Consider the following 17,091-nt stretch of genomic DNA (forward strand, 5'->3'; position numbering starts at 1 on the left):
CGGATTATTCCTTAACGAGCTGGCCGGAGGCGGGGCTGTTGTCCACCTCTACTTTTTCACCGGGGCGGGCGTGTTGCAGGCCTTCGACGACGATGCGGTCGCCGGGCTTGAGGCCGTGGCTGACCACCCAGCGGTCGTCGATCACCGCACCCAACTCCACCGGTTGCTGGCTGACGGTTTGCTCGGCGTCCAACAGCAACACCATCGGGATGCCGGCGCTGTCACGGGTAATGGCGCGTTGCGGCACGCTGATGCCTTGCTTGTCGACGGCCTGCTCCAGGCGCACCCGCACAAAGCTGCCGGGCAGCAGGTCGAGGTTCGGGTTGGGGAATTCGCTGCGCAGGATGATCTGCCCGGTGCCCGGGTCGACGCTGATCTCGGCGAACAGCAGCTTGCCCGGCAACGGGTAGAGGCTACCGTCGTCCTCGATCAGCGTGGCCTTGGCCTGGTCCTGGCCGACCTGCTTCAAGCTGCCGGCGCGGAAAGCGCGGCGCAGGTCGTTCAGCTCGCGGGTGGACTGGGTCAGGTCGGCGTGGATCGGGTCCAGCTGCTGGATAATCGCCAGCGGCGTCGCCTCGTTCTGGCCCACCAGCGCCCCTTCGGTGACCAGGGCACGGCCGATACGCCCGGAAATCGGCGCAGTCACGGTGGCGTAGCCCAGGTTCAGCCTGGCGCGCTCCACGGCGGCCTTGTTCGCGGCGACCTCGGCGTTGGTCTGGCGTAGCGCTGCGCGGGCGTTGTCGTAGTCCTGGCCGCTGATGGCCTTGTCTGCCACCAGTTGGCTGTAGCGCTGCTCTTGCAAGCGCGCCTGGAACGCGTTGGCCTCGGCCTTGCTCAGGTTGGCCTGGGCGCTGTCGAGGTCGGCCTTGAACGGAGCCGGATCGATGCGAAACAGCACGTCGCCTTGTTTGACGTCATGGCCTTCCTTGAACACCCGTTGCATCACCACGCCCGCCACCCGCGCCCGCACTTCGGCAATGCGCGGCGCAGCGATGCGCCCGCTCAGCTCGCTGGTGATGGACAGCGGTTTGGCTTCAAGGGTTTCGATACGCACTTTGGCCAGGGGCATCTGCGGCGCCTCGGCGGCGGACTGGTCACACGCGCTCAGGGCAAGGGTCAGGGCCAGCAGGCAAAACGGCGCAAACAGATTCTTCGACATGCTCTTATCCCAATAATGACTGGCGCATCCTAAAGTCACCTGCGCCGTGGTGCTGTGAAGCTGTGTAGCTCGTCTGTGAAGAAATGTAAGGTGCTGCCCACGCTGGGCTGCGGGCGTATATCCTTGCACAATCTCGCAAGCACCGAAGATCCAATGTGGGAGCGGGCTTGTGTGGGAGCGGGCTTGCTCGCGAATGCGGTGGTTCAGTCACCTCATGAGTTGGCTGATCCAGCGCATTCGCGAGCAAGCCCGCTCCCACATGGGATTTGTGTAAGACCAATAACTGTATTCGATGGAAACACCTTACATGCCCAACATCCTCCTGGTGGAAGACGACGCCGCACTCTCCGAGCTGATTGCCAGCTACCTGGAGCGCAATGGCTACCACGTCAGTGTGCTCAGCCGTGGTGACCATGTACGTGAACGCGCGCGCCTCAACCCACCGGATCTGGTGATCCTCGACCTGATGCTGCCCGGCCTCGACGGCCTGCAAGTGTGTCGCCTGCTGCGCGCCGATTCGGCGGGCCTGCCGATCCTCATGCTCACCGCCCGCGACGATAGCCACGACCAGGTGCTGGGCCTGGAAATGGGCGCCGACGACTACGTGACCAAACCCTGCGAGCCCCGCGTATTGCTGGCGCGGGTGCGCACCTTGCTGCGGCGCAGCAGCCTGTCCGAACCGCAGGTGGCCAACGACCAGATCCTCATGGGCAACCTGTGCATCGACCTGTCGGAACGCACCGTGACCTGGCGCGAGCAGGTGGTGGAGCTGTCCAGCGGCGAATACAACCTGTTGGTGGTGCTGGCCCGGCACGCTGGCGAAGTGCTCAGCCGCGACCAGATCCTGCAACGCCTGCGCGGCATCGAGTTCAACGGCACCGACCGCTCGGTGGACGTGGCCATCTCCAAGCTGCGACGCAAGTTCGACGACCACGCCGGCGAAGCGCGCAAGATCAAGACTGTGTGGGGCAAGGGCTACCTGTTCAGCCGTTCCGAGTGGGAATGCTGACCGATGTTTCGCGTACTCCTGCGGCTGTACCTGATCACCATCGTCACCTACAGCGCGGCGATCTTCCTGATTCCCAAGCTGGTGATCCAACTCTTCGAACACCGCTACATGGACTACAACGTCGAGCAGTCCCGCGGCATGCAGAAGCTGATCGTCAAGCAGTACCTGCGCGCGCCGGTGGAGCGTTGGTCGCAATTGACCGAACAGCTGAGCGCTGACTTTGCGCCGCTCAAGGTGCAACTGCTGCTGCGCCAGGACGCCAGCTACACGCCGGCCGAAGCCCAGTTGCTGGCCCAGGGCAAACCGGTGATCCGCCTGGGTGAGTGGGGCTGGATGGAAGACATCAGCTCGCCGATCAACGAGCAGTTCGTGGTCAAGCTGACCATTCCCCCGGACCCGCTGGACATGAACCTGCTGTACTGGTCGATGAACGTGCTGATCGGCGCGGCGTTGCTGGCGTGCCTTCTGGTCTGGTTGCGTCCGCACTGGCGTGATCTGGAGCGCCTGAAAAGCACCGCCGCGCAATTGGGCCGGGGCAACCTGGCGGAACGCACGCGCATTCCAGCCAGTTCCAATATCGGCAGCCTGGCGGCGGTGTTCGACACCATGGCCGATGATGTCGAACAGTTGCTCAACCAGCAGCGCGACCTGCTCAATGCCGTGTCCCATGAACTGCGCACGCCGCTTACGCGCCTGGATTTCGGCCTGGCGCTGGCACTGTCCGACGACTTGCCCCAGGCCAGCCGCGAACGCCTGCAAGGCCTGGTGGCGCACATCCGCGAGCTGGATGAGTTGGTGCTGGAACTGCTGTCCTACAGCCGCCTGCAAAACCCGGCGCAGTCGCCGGAGCGGGTTGATGTGGTGCTCGATGAGTTTATCGACAGCGTGCTGGGCAGCGTCGATGACGAGCTGGAAAATCCCGAGATCGTCATCGATGTGGCCCTCGACTGCGCCGTCGAGCGCTTCAACCTCGACCCGCGCCTCACTGCCCGCGTTTTGCAAAACCTGCTGCGCAATGCCACGCGTTACTGCGACAAGCGTATCCAGGTGGGCGTCAGGGTCGGGCCGGACGGTTGCGAAATCTGGGTGGACGACGATGGCATCGGCATCCCGCTGGACCAGCGCGAGCGCATCTTCGAACCGTTCTACCGCCTCGACCGCAGCCGCGACCGCGCCACCGGTGGTTTCGGCCTGGGGTTGGCGATCAGCCGGCGCGCCATGGAAGCCCAGGGCGGCACCCTGGTTGCCCAGGCATCGCCCTTGGGCGGCGCGCGGTTTCGCGTGTGGCTGCCCAGCGTCGCCTGATCAGAGCACCTTCACCGCGCGACCAATCGCCTGGATCGGCCCCGTCGGTTTGCCGGTCGGCGAGCCGCGGAGGTCTTCCAGGGTCAGCTCGAACAGTTGGTTAGGCGACAGCGGCGGCAGCTTGTCCAGCGGCACCGACAGCGTCTGCCCCGGCTTGACCAACCCCAGCGACACCGGGCCCTGCCAGCCATCGCCCTTGGTCCAGAATTGCAGGGCCTTGTCGGCCGGCACTTCCATCACGCCCAGCGGAATCAACTGAATCTGCTGGTTGTTGCTGGCCTGGATCACCCAGCCCGGCGCCTGGTTTTGCGGGGCTACCAGCACCACCACAAACGTCGGCTCAATGTTCGTTGGGCGGGTCAGCAACAGCGCCGCAAGAGCCAGCGTCGCCACCAGCCCGGCGCCGGCCAGGCCGCGCCACAGGGCCAGCAGGTCCCACCACGGGGCGCGTACGCCGCTGAGGTTGCGCTCGATGCGCTGCCACAGGTGCGGTGAGGGCGGGACCGGTGCAGCCAATGCGGTCAGGGGCAGCAGGCGCTGCTCCCAGGCGTCGACGGCCGCGCGCAGCTCGGGGTCGTGCTTGAGGCGCTGTTCCACCTCGGCGCGCTGTTCGCCGGGCAGGGTGCCCAGTACGTATTCGCTGGCCAGTTCGTCCAAAGGGTTGCTCATGCCATGCACTCCCGCAGCGCGGCGAGGCTACGTTTGATCCAGGCTTTGACGGTTCCCAATGGGGTGTCCAGTTTCCGGGCGATTTCGCTGTGGGAATAACCGTCGACATAGGCGTGCAGGATGCACGAGCGACGGGCCGGGTCGAGCTGTTCCAGGCAGGTGTGGATCTGCCCGGAGTGTGTGGAAAATTCGGGGGTTGCGGCAGGCTCGTGTTCGTCGCCCAGCGGCACTTCACGGTAGCTGTTGCGCATCGCATTGAGGGCCAGGTGACGGGTCACGCTGAATACCCAGCCACGGGCGGCGCCGCGCGCCGGGTCGAAACTGCCGGCGCCGCGCCAGATCTTGATAAACGCGTCATGCACGACATCTTCGGCCAGGGCCTTGTCCCGCGTGATCCGCAAGGCCACACCGAGCAAGTGGCTGCTGTCCTGCTCATAGAGTTGGCGCAACGCGCGCTGATCGCCACGGGCACAGGCCAGCAGACAGGCTTCGTAATCAAACACGTATGGCTACCCCCAATGGCAGAACAACGAGTTCATCTGCACTGGGGGCAGCGTAGCCGAGTTTGTTCAGTTGGCCGCCCAGAAAATGTAGTCGGCCTGGTACTTCACCACTTCCTGCTTGCCTTTGTTGGCCGTGGTGCACTCGCTGCTCGGTGCCACGCCGCCCTTGAGGGCCACGCGCTGGATGTAACTCACGCCGCTCATCGCGCCCTTGCCTTCGGCGGGGTTGGCCTTGACCAGTTGATACGGCAGGTTGCCCGGGCTCGACGGGGCCACGGCCAGTTGGGTGCCGGTGATCTTCGAACCATCCTTGGCCTGCCAAGTCGCCGGTGGGCCAAAGTAGGTGCCCACTTGTTTGCCGCTGCGATCATTGAGCACCGCTTTCGGGCCGACAAAGGTCCATTCGGTCTGGCCGGCGGCGTTGGCTTTGTCGCGGCACTCGTAGGTGATTTCGCCGACGCCGGTGGTTTCCATGGAAACCTTATGGCCATCCGGTACCTTGATGCTATCCGGTAAACCGCTCTGGGCGAAGGCGGCCGGGGCGGCGAGCAGGGAAGTCAGGCAGAGCAATGCTTTGGCGTTCATGGGTGTTTCTCCATTGGGTAGAACAGCAGGGTTGCTGCAGGTACTACCCATGGGCGCGGCAAATGGATGCAGACACCCGCAAATAAATCGGTAAAAACACAAAATGATCTAAAGTCAGATCACATTGATATAAGTCGTTATAAGAAAAATCGCTATCCTGCCGCCAGAAATTTATAAGGCCGCAGGTAGTTGTAATGGATGTGGGTAATTTTGGTTTTGTCGTTGCTGGCCTGATTGTTGGTTTTATCGTGGGCATGACCGGTGTGGGCGGGGGCTCGTTGATGACCCCGATCCTGCTGTGGTTCGGCATCAACCCGGCCACCGCCGTGGGCACTGACCTGTTGTACGCAGCGATCACCAAGTCCGGTGGTGTGCTGGTGCACAGCAAGAACAAGAACATCGACTGGACCATCACCGGTTGGCTGACCCTGGGCAGCGTGCCCGCGGTGCTGCTGACCCTGTGGTTCCTCGCCAGCCTGCACACCGACCCCAGCGCGATGAACGCGGTGATCAAGCAAGCCCTCGGCGTGGTGCTGCTGCTGACCGCCCTGGCGATCCTGTTCAAGAAACAGCTATTGGCCTTCGCCCAGCGCCATGCCGGTGACGACTACCACATGAGCCCGCGCAACCTGAACCTGCTGACGGTGGTCACCGGCGCCATCCTGGGCACCATGGTCGCGCTGACCTCCATCGGCGCCGGCGCCCTCGGCACCGTGGCGCTGTTTATCCTCTATCCGTTCCTCGCCACGCGCCGCCTGGTCGGCACCGAGATCGCCCACGCCGTGCCCCTGACCCTGGTTGCAGGCCTGGGCCATGCGAGCATGGGCAATATGGATTGGCACTTGCTGGGCTTTCTGTTGATGGGCTCGTTGCCGGGGATCTACATCGGCAGCCACATGACCGGCAAGCTGCCGGACGGCGTGTTGCGGCCGTGCCTGGCGGTGATGTTGATGGCCATCGGCTACAAACTCGCCTTCTAAGCCGGGCGCTGTTGATCGTTCCCACGCTCTGCGTGGGAATGCCGCCGGTGACGCTCTGCGTCACGCCTTCAAGAACGGACGCAGAGCGTCCATGGATGCGTTCCCACGCAGAGCGTGGGAACGATCAACTGTAACTGGCCTTAGGCTTTTGCCGGGCCATTGCCGATCTGCCACACAAACGGCGGCTCAGTCCCATTGATCACCCAATCCCCGACAATCCGCGCCTTGTAGATCACCGGGTTGTGCGACGACACCGTACGCGCATTGCGCCAATGGCGATCGAGGGCTTTACCCTGGCGCACATCCGACGCCCCCAGTGCGTTGAACAACTGGCTGGTGGCACGCTGAATCAACTCCGACACCACCACCTGCGCCGTCGCCGATTCAATCTCGGCCGCCACATTGGCGGCGCGCTCGGCGGCGTCATCCCCGCCAAACCGGGCCACATACGCCTGCTGGGCTGGCTGCGTGGCTTTCAACGCACTGGCCTCGGCCGCATAGACCAATGCCGCGACGTCACCCACCACCTGCTGGATCTGCGCATCCTGGCTGACATGGGGCGCATTGCCATGGCTGTAGATGCGCTTGCGGTTGCGCACCTGCTCGGCCACGTCGTGCAGCGCGGCGCGGCCGATCCCGGCCAGGCTGGCCAATAACACCAGTTGGTAAAACGCGGTCTGGTATTTGAAGCGCGTGGCAAAGTCGATGACGTTGTCCGCTTCCACCACGGCGTTGGTAAAGCGCGAGGTGCCGCTGCCGGTGGTGCGCTGGCCAAAGCCGTCCCAGTCGTCGCTGTGCTCTACGCCGGGCTGGCGGGCGCGGGTGGCGGCGATCACGTCGGCTTTGGTGTCGCTGCGCTGGGCGTACACGTCGATCCAGTCGGCGAAAATGCTGCCGGTGCTGTAGAACTTTTCACCGTTGAGAACCCAGTTGTCACCGACGGGGCTGACCTGGGTGACGACATCGCCAATGGCGACAGTGCCGATTTCGGTCCAGGCGCAGCCGACGATATCGCCGTCGACAAAGCGTTTGAACCACAGGTCGCGATTGGCGCTGGGCGGTGCGTTGAGGCGGTCTTCGGCAAATGCAAAGTGCCCGCGCAGCGCCTGGGGGATGTTGGAGTCGGCGGCGGCCAGTTCGATCAACAGTTCAAACAACTGTGGCAGGGACGCGCCGCCGCCGCCGTACTCCACTGGCACGCGCACGGCGCCAAAGCCGGCGGCCTTGAGCCACTGGATCGGCTCATGGGGCAGGGTGCGGGTCTGTTCGCGTTGCACGGCGCTTGCGGCGATGCGTGCGAAGATCGGCCGGAAGCGCGCGGCCAGCGTGGGGTAATCGACGCCGATGGACAGCGGGTTGATGACGTGGTGTTCGGTCATGGGGAGCGGCTCCTGTGGTCAATGCAGGGGTGATTGCACAGTCCGTGCCGGGTATGCAGGCCAGTGTTTACGGGGGAAGGGCCGCTGTAACTGTTGCCCCGGCAACAGTGGTTCGACAAACCGTCGCGATCTGCGACATCGCGACAACGCCACGCCTTTTGCCGCAACCCGCCTGGCGCGGGCGTTTGGCCGGGCTGGCACGCTTGCTGCTCAAGCCTTCGGTACATCCCCTATGTACGAGGTAGTGTCCGATGAGTCAGCAGCCTGTGAAATTTGCCTACTGGGTACCCAACGTCAGCGGTGGGTTGGTGGTCAGCAAGATCGAGCAACGCACCCACTGGGGCATCGATTACAACCGCAAACTGGCGCAGCTGGCGGAAGCCGCGGGCTTTGAATACGGCCTGACCCAGATCCGCTTCACTGCCGGCTACGGCGCCGAGAACCAGCATGAATCCGTGGCGTTCAGCCATGCCTTGCTGGCGGCGACCACCACGCTCAAGGTGATCGCCGCGATCCTGCCCGGGCCTTGGCAGCCGGCGCTGGCGGCCAAGCAACTGGCGACGATCGACCAGCTCACCAACGGCCGTATCGCGGTGAATATCGTCAGCGGCTGGTTCAAGGGCGAATTCCAGGCCATTGGCGAACATTGGTTGGAGCATGACGAACGTTATCGCCGCTCCGAGGAGTTTATCCGCGCGCTCAAAGGCATCTGGACCGAGGACGATTTCACCTTCAAGGGCGACTTCTACCGCTTCAACAACTACACCTTGAAACCCAAGCCCCTGGGCCAACCGGAAGTGTTCCAGGGCGGCAGTTCGCGGGCCGCTCGGGACATGGCCGCGCGGGTGTCGGACTGGTATTTCACCAACGGCAACACCCCTGAAGGGATCAAGGCCCAGGTCGATGACATTCGCGCCAAGGCAGCGGCCAACCACCATTCGGTGAAAGTCGGGGTCAACGCTTTTGTGATCGCCCGCGACACCGAAGAAGAGGCCCGCGCCGTGCTCGCCGAAATCATCGACAAGGCCGATCCCGAGGCCGTCAACGCCTTTGGCGACGCGGCGAAACAGGCGGGCAAGGCGTCACCGGAAGGCGAGGGCAACTGGGCAAAATCCAGCTTTGAAGACCTGGTGCAGTACAACGACGGCTTCAAGACCAACCTCATCGGCACCCCGCAGCAGATTGCCGAACGCATTGTTGCGCTCAAGGCGGTGGGCGTGGACCTGGTGCTGGCCGGCTTCCTGCACTTCCAGGAAGAAGTCGAGTATTTCGGCAAGCGTGTGTTGCCACTGGTGCGCGAGCTGGAAGCCAAGGCCGGGATCAAGCAGGTGGCATGAGCACACTGCGGATCAATTGTGGCGAGGGAACTTGCTCCCGCTGGGCTGCGTAGCGGCCCCAACATCTTGGGAGCGCTGCGCACTCCAGCGGGAGCAAGCTCCCTCGCCACAATAAGCTCCCCTGTCACAGGTTACTGGCGGCTCTTTTCATTGAGGGTTTTTTCCAGGCGCAGGGCGCTGGTGTGGTCTGCGTAGTAGTCGTCGACCTGGGCAAAGCGCCGGTAGCCGTTGCGCTCGTACAGGCCAAGGGCACCGGGGTTGTCGGTGCGCACTTCCAGGCGCAGGTGGGTGCAGCGCTGCGCCATGGCGCAGGCTTCGATGCGGGCCAGCAGTTGCTGGCCCAGGCCCATGCCGCGCGCCTGCTCGGCGATGGCGATGGAGTACAACCGCGCCCGCGTACTCCGGCGGCGTAACAGCAGCAGGGCATAACCGAGCAGTTGCCCGTCACGCGCCACCACCAGCAACTGGCCGTGGGCGCGGCTGACCATCCAGCGCACACTGCGCGGCGAGAGCCGATCACTGATAAAACATTGCTGCTCCAGAGTGATTAACGCGGGTATATCTGTGGTGCATGCAACGCGAAAGGAAAGTGCCATATAGCCGCCGTAAAAGTTGCGTAACGAAACGGGACTTCTCTAAAGGATCGTGCTTAATAGAAAAGATCGAGTTCTCTAAAGCGGATCAAATACTATGTCAGCGGTACAAGGTCATTGGCGTGAAGTATCCGAGCAAAGTGTGGTGGCGACAATAACTTCCAACGGTTATTTTTCCACGACTTCCAAACCGTCCAGTCAAGTAGTGATCATCGTCGAACGCAAGGAAGATTGGGCCTCCTATTTTCCCAGTGAAGACATCGTCACCGCCCAGGAATACCTGGAGCAAACCCGCGACAGCGACACCGGCAAGCGCGTGCAGGTGATCAACCTGTGCCGCAGCTACAAGTACCTGGGCCACGGCTACTACTGTTCGCTGCTGGCCGAGGCGCGGGGGCACAAGGTGATTCCTTCGGTGCGCACCATTAGCGAGCTGACGAAAAAGTCGTTATACGGGCTGGCCCTGGATAACTTGGACAAGACCCTGGATAAAGCCCTTAGTCATCACCTCTACAGCAATACAGAAGGCTTTACCCTGACCCTTTATTTTGGCCGGACCACCATAGAGCCATTGCAGGACTTGGCGCGTGAGTTATTTGAAACCTTTGCCTGCCCGATTCTATTAGTTGAATTCAAGAAACATAACGGCTGGCATATCGAAGGCGTCAAGTGCGGCGTGTTGCATAAGTTGCGCGATGACCAGGAAGACCAATTCGCCCACGCCCTCGACAACTTCAGCCGCAAGATCTGGCGCCAGCCGCGCTCACGCCGGGTGGCCCGTTATGACCTGGCGATCCTCCACGATCCCCTGGAGCAATTGCCGCCGTCCAATCCCAAGGCACTGGAGCATTTCATTCGCGTGGGCAAGGGCCTGGGCATTGATGTGCAGTTGATCGAGCGCAAGGACTACGCGCGCCTGGCCGAATACGACGCCTTGCTGATCCGCGAGACCACCAGCGTAGACAACCACACCTACCGCTTCGCCAAGAAAGCCGAAAGCGAAGGCCTGGTGGTGATGGACGACCCGGCGTCGATCCTGCGGTGTACCAACAAGGTCTATCTCGCCGACCTGCTCAACAGCCATCAACTGGGCATGCCCGCCACCGAGATCCTCTACAAGGAACGACCGGAAGACTTCGAACGGGTCGGCGAGCGCCTCGGGTTTCCGTTGGTGTTGAAGATCCCCGACGGCTGTTTTTCCAAGGGTGTGATCAAGGTGGAAAGCCAGGAGGCCTTGCTCAAGGCCACCGCCGAGCTGTTCGAGCATTCAGTGCTGCTACTGGCCCAGGAGTTCTTCTACACCGAGTACGACTGGCGCATTGGGGTGCTCAACCGCAAGCCGATCTTTGCCTGCCAGTACTTCATGTCCAAGGGCCATTGGCAGATCTACAACCACAAGGCCATCGGCCAGGCCATCAACGGTGAGTGCCGCACCCTGGCGGTCCATGAAGCGCCGAAGGCCGTGGTGGAGTTGGCGGTGAAGACCGCCAACCTGATCGGTGACGGCCTCTACGGCGTAGACCTCAAGCAGTCCGGCGACAAGGTGGTGGTGATCGAGGTGAACGACAACCCGAATATGGACGCGGGTATCGAGGATGCGTATTTGCAGGACGACCTGTATGGCCTGGTGTTGGAGGAGTTTGTGCGGCGTTTGGAGTTGAAGCGCCAGGGGCAGGGTTGGTAGCACAGACACAGAAGATCAACTGTGGGAGCTGGCTTGCCTGCGATAGCGGTGGTCCAGTTAAAACAACTGTGACTGACCCACCGCCATCGCAGGCAAGCCAGCTCCCACAAAAAATCCAGTTCCAACAGGGGAATTCAGGGTGTGGCCTGGAGAGTCAGCACCTCAAACCCGTCCGCCGTCACCGCCACCGTATGCTCCCACTGCGCCGACAAACTGTTGTCCTTGGTCACCACCGTCCAGCCATCCTTGAGGCTGCGCACTTTGGCGCCGCCCTGGTTAAGCATCGGCTCGACGGTAAACACCATGCCTTCGCGCAGTTCCAGCCCGGTGCCGGGGCGGCCGAAGTGCAGGATTTGTGGTTCCTCATGCATCTGCCGGCCAATGCCATGGCCGCAGTACTCGCGCACCACGCTGTAGCCGTTGGCCTGGGCGTGGCTCTGGATGGCATGGCCGATGTCGCCCAGGCGGGCGCCGGGCTTGACCTGGCGGATGCCGGCCCACATCGCTTCGAAGGTCTGCTCCACCAGGCGCCGAGCCTTGGGCGCCACGGTACCAACCATGTACATCTTGCTGGAGTCGGCGATGTAGCCGCCTTTTTCCAGGGTGATGTCGATGTTGATGATGTCGCCGTCCTGCAATACGTCCTTGGCACTGGGCATGCCATGGCACACCACCTCGTTGATCGAGGTGTTGATGGAGAAGGGGTAATCGTATTGGCCAAGGCTGGCGGGGCGGGCCTGCAAGTCGTTGCGGATAAACGCTTCGACTGCGCTGTCCAGCTCCAGGGTGGAGCGGCCGGCGGCGACAAAGCCGTCGAGCATGGTGAACACCTGGGCCAGCAGGCGCCCGGATTCGCGCATCACGGCCAGTTGGGCGGCGGTCTTGATCATCAGCTGCGCCTCCGGATCAGGTCGGGTTTGTCCAGCAACAGTTTGTTGATCAGCTCGTTGTAGGGCAGGTTGGGATTGAGTTCGGCGAGCAGGCCGATCTTGATCCAGAACTCGGCCTGGGCGTTGATGGAACGGTCCATCGCGGCGCTGGCCAGGCGCAGTTGTTCGTGCAGTTGGTCGGTGATCTTGACGATGCCCATGGGGTTCACTGTGCTGAATGGATATACAAAGCGTATATGGTTCGTATATCACACGTAAACCTTTTGTTGACTCGTCCTGCCGTGGGCGGTTAATTTCAGGGCATGAGCTATCCAACGTTCCGCAACCAGCCAAGCATGATTATTACCGCCATTCCTCATTTGGCGGGATAGCGCACGGCTGTACCCAAACCCGCCCTAGAGGCGGGTTTTGTTTTTCCGTCTCCAGGGCCCTTGATACCACGCCAGGAGACACCCATGAGCACCTGCACCGCGCCCCACACCGCCGACCCGGAACTGCTTGAGCATTACGTGAAAAAAATCCTCGCCGCCCCGGTGTACGACCTGGCGGTGCGCACGCCCTTGCAAGCGGCGCCGGCGTTGTCGGCCTTGCTGGGCAATACCGTGCTGCTCAAGCGCGAAGACCTGCAACCGACGTTTTCCTTCAAGATCCGCGGCGCCTACAACAAGCTGGTGCAACTCAGTGATGCGCAAAAGGCCCGGGGCGTGGTGACGGCCTCGGCGGGCAACCATGCACAAGGCGTGGCGCTGGCCGCCCTGGAATTGGGGATCAAGGCGCGTATCGTCATGCCCGCCACCACCCCGGAACTCAAGGTGCTGGGCGTGCGCTCGCGGGGTGCCGAAGCGGTGCTGCACGGGGCGAGCTTTCCGTTTGCCCTGGCCCATGCGTTGCAACTGGCCGAAGCCTCGGGTTGCACCTTTGTCTCGCCCTTCGATGACCCGGAGGTGATCGCCGGCCAAGGCACCGTGGCCATGGAAATCCTGCGCCAGCAACAAGGCCGGCTGGACGCGATCTTTGTACCGGTGGGCGGCGGCGGGCTTATCGCCGGGATTGCCGCGTACGTCAAATACCTGCGCCCCGAAGTGCGCATCGTCGGCGTCGAGCCCGAAGGTTCCAGTTGCCTGTTGGTGGCCCTGCGTGCCGGTGAACGGGTGGTGTTGCCCAGCGTCGATGGGTTTGCCGATGGCACGGCGGTGGCGCAGGTTGGCGCGTTTGGTTTTGAAATCTGCCGCGACTGGGTGGATGAAGTCATCACCGTCAGCAACGACGAACTGTGCAGCGCGATCAAGCTGATCTACGACGACACCCGCTCTATCACCGAGCCTTCCGGGGCATTGGCGGTGGCAGGCATTCGCAAGTACGTCGCGCGCAGCGGTGTCTGTGGGCAGACCCTGGTGGCGATCAATTCCGGAGCGAATATCAACTTCGATAGTTTGCGACATGTTGCTGAAAGAGTGGCGGCGCAAGGTGTCGCTTGATGCGAACTGGCGGGTTAAACGTTTAATCGCAGCGGTTCGGCGATTATTTAAACGCCGTTGTTGCCGATATATAACGCCGCACGCGGCTTATGAGGAAAGGTTACAACGCCAACGGATTTTGCCGGGTAGGCTGGTGATTGCAAGCGTCTTCCAGGGTTGGCAAGACGTGACAGGCCAGTGCCTGTCGGATCCATAACAATCGATTGGCAGTCTCAGGAAAGGAGAGGTTGACCATGCTTTCGGAACTGGAATTACGCAGCATTATTGAAACAAGTTTCCTGCCCAAACGGTGTGAATGCACCAAAGCCGAAGACGCTTCGCTGACGATCAAGGTCTTTGACGACCGTGACCGTGACCGGGTGGATTTGGAGGTCAAAGGCATCAACGCCGATAAACTCGATAGCAGCCGCGCCATTTGCAACCTGATCACCGGGTTGCGCGAAGACCTCAAGCACACCCATGTACCCATCCTGCAAAGAGCGGGCGGGCGTGCCCATTGATCAGGCAGCCGTTTGAGGTGTCAGCACCGAAGCTCTATGGGCCTGGATAAACGCCAGGCCCAGTACGGTTTCCGTGGCCACGGCCAGCAGGATGCCGGGGCCGGCGTTGCCACTGAGCCTTCAATTCTGGGACATGCAGGCGTCAGACAGTTTTTTGTAGCTCACGTACTGCTCGACGCCGGCCTTGTCGAGGAACTTGATATCGGCCTTGATGACCTTGCATTCAGTGGTCATCGGTTCGTTCATCGAGATGACCTTCTGCACATCCATGGGCATGCCATAGCGATAGGGCACGGGTTGTGAATCGGCTTGGGCCACGCCCGATACGGCGGCCAGCGCCAAGGTGAGGCTGATCAGCAGGGTTTTTGTGTTCATGAGGATTCTCCAACAGGGATTCGCTGGCCCATCGTGGTGATGGGTGGATGCGTTCACTGTTGTCTCCCGAGATTAACCATTGATTAATTTCGGGGCTTCCTGACAGAACCTTCATGTTCAAAAGCGATTGCCTACATGATCGCCGAATTTGTCCTGCATCTTCACGCAGATTTAATCCAACTGGTCACGGTAAGGCAGATCGGGTCCGGTCTTGCCGCAGGTCATGGCCGCTGCGCGAATCGCAAAGCCCAGCATGCTGTCGATCTGCTCACGGGACAGCTGTTGCAGGCCGTCTACGGAGTCCAGGGCGTGCTCGGTCAGCCAAGCAATCAACGCCGCCTGGAAGGTATCCCCGGCGCCGACCGTATCGGCCATCACCACCTTGACCGCAGGTTGTGACCAGTGCCCATGCTGGCGGCTGAACACGCTCGCGCCTTCGCCACCGCGGGTGAGAAACACCAACTGGCAACGGTGTTGCAGCCAGCCTTGCAAGACACTTTCCGGCGACTGTTCGGGGTAGAGCAGGTGCAGGTCTTCGTCGCTGACCTTGATCATATCGGCATGCTGGACCAGCTCGGCGATGCGCGCACGCCACAGCTGGATATCCGGTTGCGGGTTGAGACGCACGTTGGGGTCGAGGCTGATCAGGCGCTTGCCGCTTTCACGCTGGACCAGGCGCAGCAGGGTGTCGCCAACCGGCTGCACCACCAGGGAGAACGAGCCGATATGCAGGCCGCGAATGTCATCGCCGAGGGCCGGCAGATGGCTGATCTCCAACAGGCGATCCGCGCAGCCTTCACCGCGAAAGTTGTACTGCGGCGAACCATCGCTGCCCACCGCGACCATCGACAGGGTGGTCGGCGCGGCAAATTCCACGAGGAACTGTTCGCTCACGCCTTCATCCCTGAGCACCTGCAACAAACGCCGGCCGAGGAAGTCCGTGGACAGGCCACCGAACAGCCCCGCCTCGACGCCCAGGCGGCGCAAACCCACGGCCACGTTGAACGGCGAGCCACCGGCAATCGCCTTGTAGTTGACCTTGGACGCCTGCCCGCTGGCATCCTCTTCGCTGAAAAAATCAAACAGCGCTTCACCACACACCAGATACATAGTCGTTCGCTCTTAAAGGGTGGCCACGTGCTGTTGATAGCGCTCGTAGGCCTGTTGATAGGCGCTGACACTGGCCGCCACCGGCACGGTGCGGCTGGCCAGGTCGAGGCTCACGCACTTGGCGCACAGGCTGGCCAGGGATTCGCCGGATTGGCTCCACGCTGCCTGGATCGCTGCGCCCAGTGCGGCGGCCTCCGGTTGTTCGGTACAGATCACTTCGGTGTTCATGATGTCGGCGACCATTTGCCGCCACAACGGGCTTTTCGAGCCGCCGCCAATCAAGCGGATGCTCTGGCTTTGCAGGCCGGTCTGGCGCAGCAGGTCAAGGCCGTAGCGCAGGCCGAAGGTGGTGCCCTCGACCACGGCGCGGCAGAGGTTGGCGCGGGTCAGGTTGGTCATGGTCAGGCCCTGCAGGCTGCCGCTGGCGTGGGGCAGGGCGGGCACGCGCTCGCCGTTGAGGAACGGCAGCATGCTCACGCCCTCGGCGCCAATCGGGGCCGCAGCGACCAGGGCGTTGAACGCGGCGAGGTCCAGGTCGAACAGCTCGCGGATCACCCCGGTGGCATTGGTCAGGTTCATGGTGCAGATCAACGGCAGCCAGCCGCCGCTGGATGAGCAGAATGTCGCCACCGAGGCTTGCGGGCTGACGTTGGCTTGCTCGGCAAACGCATACACGGTGCCCGATGAACCGAGGCTCATGGTGATCACGCCGGGGGCAATGTTGCCGGTGCCGATGGCGCCCATCATATTGTCGCCGCCGCCGCAGGCAACGATCGCGTTGGGGTTGATACCCAGGCGTTCGGCGATGGCCGGCAGGATCGTGCCAACGGCTTGATCAGCCTCGATCAGCTGTGGCAACGCCGCTTCCAGGCGCCCACTCGGATCGATGTGCCTGAGCAGGTCCACATCCCACGTGCGGCTGCGCACGTTGAAGTAGCCGGTGCCCGACGCATCGCCGTACTCAGCGACGGCACGCCCGGTGAGCCAATAGTTGAGATAGTCGTGGGGCAGCAGGATATGGGCGATGTGCGCGAACACGTCTGGGTGCTGCTCGCGGGTCCACAGTAGCTTGGACACGGTGTAGCCCGGTGCGATCGCCACGCCCAGGCGTTCCAGCGAGCCACTTTCGCCGCCCAGGTGTTGCAGCAGGCGCTCGTTTTCGGCGGTGGTTTCGGTGTCGCACCACAGCTTGGCCGGGCGCAGGACCTGGCCGCTGTCATCAAGCAGCACCAGGCCGTGCTGCTGGCCGGAAACGCCGATGCCGAGGATGTCCTGGCCGTCCACGCCGGCCTGTTGCAAGGCGCGGTGGGTGGCGGCGGTGAAGGCGTCGAGCCATTCCTGGGGGTCTTGCTCGCGGCGGCCGTTGGCGCCGCTGATCAGTGTATGGGCGGCGGCCCCGAGGCCCAGCACCTTGCCGCTGGCAGCGTCGAGGACGATGGCCTTGGTGCCCTGGGTGCCGCAATCGATGCCGAGGAACAGGTTTTGCTGGGTCATGGTGGGGTGCTCAGCATTAATTATTGTTGGAGTGAAAATGC

16 protein-coding genes and 2 pseudogenes are annotated in these 17,091 nt (G+C 62.4%); 7 read left to right on the top strand and 11 right to left on the bottom strand.

Annotated elements, in window-relative coordinates; all coding sequences use genetic code 11:
• Nucleotides 1–4: 4 nt before the first annotated feature.
• Complete coding sequence (locus ACZRMO_RS26175) at nucleotides 5–1,159, bottom strand: efflux RND transporter periplasmic adaptor subunit (protein ID WP_463974756.1); 1,155 nt, start codon at nucleotides 1,157–1,159, stop codon at nucleotides 5–7.
• A 307-nt stretch (nucleotides 1,160–1,466) separates the two neighbouring features.
• Here ACZRMO_RS26175 and ACZRMO_RS26180 point away from each other — a divergent pair, with 307 nt between their 5' ends.
• Nucleotides 1,467–2,168 carry a response regulator gene (locus ACZRMO_RS26180; RefSeq protein ID WP_017738648.1) on the top strand — a complete coding sequence of 234 codons (702 nt, stop codon included), beginning with the start codon at nucleotides 1,467–1,469 and terminating at the stop codon, nucleotides 2,166–2,168.
• A gap of 3 nt (nucleotides 2,169–2,171) precedes the next feature.
• Nucleotides 2,172–3,473, top strand: a complete 1,302-nt coding sequence (locus ACZRMO_RS26185; protein WP_463974757.1) for an ATP-binding protein — start codon at nucleotides 2,172–2,174, stop codon at nucleotides 3,471–3,473.
• Here ACZRMO_RS26185 and ACZRMO_RS26190 read toward each other — a convergent pair whose 3' ends face one another.
• From ACZRMO_RS26190 to ACZRMO_RS26200, 3 genes are all read right to left on the bottom strand, one after another.
• Nucleotides 3,474–4,142, bottom strand: coding sequence for an anti-sigma factor (locus tag ACZRMO_RS26190; protein WP_463974758.1), 669 nt, complete (start codon nucleotides 4,140–4,142; stop codon nucleotides 3,474–3,476).
• Nucleotides 4,139–4,645, bottom strand: coding sequence for a sigma-70 family RNA polymerase sigma factor (locus ACZRMO_RS26195; protein WP_463974759.1), 507 nt, complete (start codon nucleotides 4,643–4,645; stop codon nucleotides 4,139–4,141). The genes ACZRMO_RS26190 and ACZRMO_RS26195 overlap by 4 nt, the downstream gene beginning before the upstream one ends.
• A gap of 66 nt (nucleotides 4,646–4,711) precedes the next feature.
• The gene (locus ACZRMO_RS26200) at nucleotides 4,712–5,230 is read right to left on the bottom strand and encodes a DUF3455 domain-containing protein (RefSeq protein ID WP_463974760.1); all 519 of its coding nucleotides are present in this window, start codon (nucleotides 5,228–5,230) and stop codon (nucleotides 4,712–4,714) included.
• Between the two features lie 194 nt (nucleotides 5,231–5,424).
• Between ACZRMO_RS26200 and ACZRMO_RS26205 the strand changes: the two genes are divergently transcribed.
• Nucleotides 5,425–6,210, top strand: coding sequence for a sulfite exporter TauE/SafE family protein (locus ACZRMO_RS26205; RefSeq protein ID WP_124529773.1), 786 nt, complete (start codon nucleotides 5,425–5,427; stop codon nucleotides 6,208–6,210).
• 140 nt (nucleotides 6,211–6,350) lie between these two features.
• Here the strand turns inward: ACZRMO_RS26205 and ACZRMO_RS26210 are convergent, their stop codons facing one another.
• A complete protein-coding gene (locus ACZRMO_RS26210; RefSeq protein WP_463974761.1) occupies nucleotides 6,351–7,589 on the bottom strand; it encodes an acyl-CoA dehydrogenase family protein in 1,239 nt (412 codons plus the stop codon).
• Nucleotides 7,590–7,840: 251 nt separating this feature from the next.
• Between ACZRMO_RS26210 and sfnG the strand changes: the two genes are divergently transcribed.
• The gene (gene sfnG, locus ACZRMO_RS26215; RefSeq protein ID WP_463974762.1) at nucleotides 7,841–8,926 is read left to right on the top strand and encodes a dimethylsulfone monooxygenase SfnG; all 1,086 of its coding nucleotides are present in this window, start codon (nucleotides 7,841–7,843) and stop codon (nucleotides 8,924–8,926) included.
• A 152-nt stretch (nucleotides 8,927–9,078) separates the two neighbouring features.
• Here the strand turns inward: sfnG and ACZRMO_RS26220 are convergent.
• Nucleotides 9,079–9,522, bottom strand: a pseudogene (locus ACZRMO_RS26220) (GNAT family N-acetyltransferase); the annotation flags it as partial.
• A gap of 94 nt (nucleotides 9,523–9,616) precedes the next feature.
• On the opposite strand from ACZRMO_RS26220, the gene ACZRMO_RS26225 reads away from it, so the two are divergent.
• Nucleotides 9,617–11,203 carry a RimK family protein gene (locus ACZRMO_RS26225; RefSeq protein ID WP_463974763.1) on the top strand — a complete coding sequence of 529 codons (1,587 nt, stop codon included), beginning with the start codon at nucleotides 9,617–9,619 and terminating at the stop codon, nucleotides 11,201–11,203.
• A 134-nt stretch (nucleotides 11,204–11,337) separates the two neighbouring features.
• Here ACZRMO_RS26225 and map read toward each other — a convergent pair whose 3' ends face one another.
• Nucleotides 11,338–12,093, bottom strand: a complete 756-nt coding sequence (gene map, locus ACZRMO_RS26230; RefSeq protein ID WP_463974764.1) for a type I methionyl aminopeptidase — start codon at nucleotides 12,091–12,093, stop codon at nucleotides 11,338–11,340.
• Nucleotides 12,093–12,293 carry a ParD-like family protein gene (locus ACZRMO_RS26235; protein ID WP_463974765.1) on the bottom strand — a complete coding sequence of 67 codons (201 nt, stop codon included), beginning with the start codon at nucleotides 12,291–12,293 and terminating at the stop codon, nucleotides 12,093–12,095. The genes map and ACZRMO_RS26235 overlap by 1 nt, the downstream gene beginning before the upstream one ends.
• Before the next feature lie 255 nt (nucleotides 12,294–12,548).
• Here ACZRMO_RS26235 and ilvA point away from each other — a divergent pair.
• Both ilvA and ACZRMO_RS26245 read left to right on the top strand, forming a co-directional pair.
• Nucleotides 12,549–13,547: pseudogene (gene ilvA / locus ACZRMO_RS26240) on the top strand (threonine ammonia-lyase, biosynthetic); the annotation flags it as partial.
• A 257-nt stretch (nucleotides 13,548–13,804) separates the two neighbouring features.
• Nucleotides 13,805–14,071, top strand: a complete 267-nt coding sequence (locus tag ACZRMO_RS26245) for a DUF1652 domain-containing protein (RefSeq protein ID WP_463974766.1) — start codon at nucleotides 13,805–13,807, stop codon at nucleotides 14,069–14,071.
• A 120-nt stretch (nucleotides 14,072–14,191) separates the two neighbouring features.
• Here ACZRMO_RS26245 and ACZRMO_RS26250 read toward each other — a convergent pair whose 3' ends face one another.
• From ACZRMO_RS26250 to xylB, 3 genes are all read right to left on the bottom strand, one after another.
• Nucleotides 14,192–14,446, bottom strand: coding sequence for a DUF2790 domain-containing protein (locus ACZRMO_RS26250; RefSeq protein WP_463974767.1), 255 nt, complete (start codon nucleotides 14,444–14,446; stop codon nucleotides 14,192–14,194).
• 171 nt (nucleotides 14,447–14,617) lie between these two features.
• Nucleotides 14,618–15,556, bottom strand: coding sequence for a carbohydrate kinase family protein (locus ACZRMO_RS26255; RefSeq protein WP_463974768.1), 939 nt, complete (start codon nucleotides 15,554–15,556; stop codon nucleotides 14,618–14,620).
• 12 nt (nucleotides 15,557–15,568) lie between these two features.
• Nucleotides 15,569–17,050 (bottom strand): xylulokinase, encoded by a 1,482-nt coding sequence (gene xylB, locus ACZRMO_RS26260; RefSeq protein WP_463974769.1) that lies wholly within the window; start codon nucleotides 17,048–17,050, stop codon nucleotides 15,569–15,571.
• Between the last annotated feature and the right edge of the window lie 41 nt (nucleotides 17,051–17,091).

The organism is Pseudomonas sp. B611, from assembly GCF_055407965.1.

What these genes read in the sequence shown, in the direction of transcription:
- ACZRMO_RS26235 (WP_463974765.1), bottom strand. Translation starts at nt 12,293, where the DNA reads ATGGGCATCGTCAAGATCACCGACCAACTGCACGAACAACTGCGCCTG.
- ACZRMO_RS26175 (WP_463974756.1), bottom strand. Translation starts at nt 1,159, where the DNA reads ATGTCGAAGAATCTGTTTGCGCCGTTTTGCCTGCTGGCCCTGACCCTT.
- ACZRMO_RS26225 (WP_463974763.1), top strand. Translation starts at nt 9,617, where the DNA reads ATGTCAGCGGTACAAGGTCATTGGCGTGAAGTATCCGAGCAAAGTGTG.
- ACZRMO_RS26185 (WP_463974757.1), top strand. Translation starts at nt 2,172, where the DNA reads ATGTTTCGCGTACTCCTGCGGCTGTACCTGATCACCATCGTCACCTAC.
- ACZRMO_RS26205 (WP_124529773.1), top strand. Translation starts at nt 5,425, where the DNA reads ATGGATGTGGGTAATTTTGGTTTTGTCGTTGCTGGCCTGATTGTTGGT.
- xylB (WP_463974769.1), bottom strand. Translation starts at nt 17,050, where the DNA reads ATGACCCAGCAAAACCTGTTCCTCGGCATCGATTGCGGCACCCAGGGC.
- ACZRMO_RS26190 (WP_463974758.1), bottom strand. Translation starts at nt 4,142, where the DNA reads ATGAGCAACCCTTTGGACGAACTGGCCAGCGAATACGTACTGGGCACC.
- ACZRMO_RS26180 (WP_017738648.1), top strand. Translation starts at nt 1,467, where the DNA reads ATGCCCAACATCCTCCTGGTGGAAGACGACGCCGCACTCTCCGAGCTG.
- map (WP_463974764.1), bottom strand. Translation starts at nt 12,093, where the DNA reads ATGATCAAGACCGCCGCCCAACTGGCCGTGATGCGCGAATCCGGGCGC.
- ACZRMO_RS26250 (WP_463974767.1), bottom strand. Translation starts at nt 14,446, where the DNA reads ATGAACACAAAAACCCTGCTGATCAGCCTCACCTTGGCGCTGGCCGCC.
- ACZRMO_RS26255 (WP_463974768.1), bottom strand. Translation starts at nt 15,556, where the DNA reads ATGTATCTGGTGTGTGGTGAAGCGCTGTTTGATTTTTTCAGCGAAGAG.
- ACZRMO_RS26200 (WP_463974760.1), bottom strand. Translation starts at nt 5,230, where the DNA reads ATGAACGCCAAAGCATTGCTCTGCCTGACTTCCCTGCTCGCCGCCCCG.
- ACZRMO_RS26210 (WP_463974761.1), bottom strand. Translation starts at nt 7,589, where the DNA reads ATGACCGAACACCACGTCATCAACCCGCTGTCCATCGGCGTCGATTAC.
- sfnG (WP_463974762.1), top strand. Translation starts at nt 7,841, where the DNA reads ATGAGTCAGCAGCCTGTGAAATTTGCCTACTGGGTACCCAACGTCAGC.
- ACZRMO_RS26245 (WP_463974766.1), top strand. Translation starts at nt 13,805, where the DNA reads ATGCTTTCGGAACTGGAATTACGCAGCATTATTGAAACAAGTTTCCTG.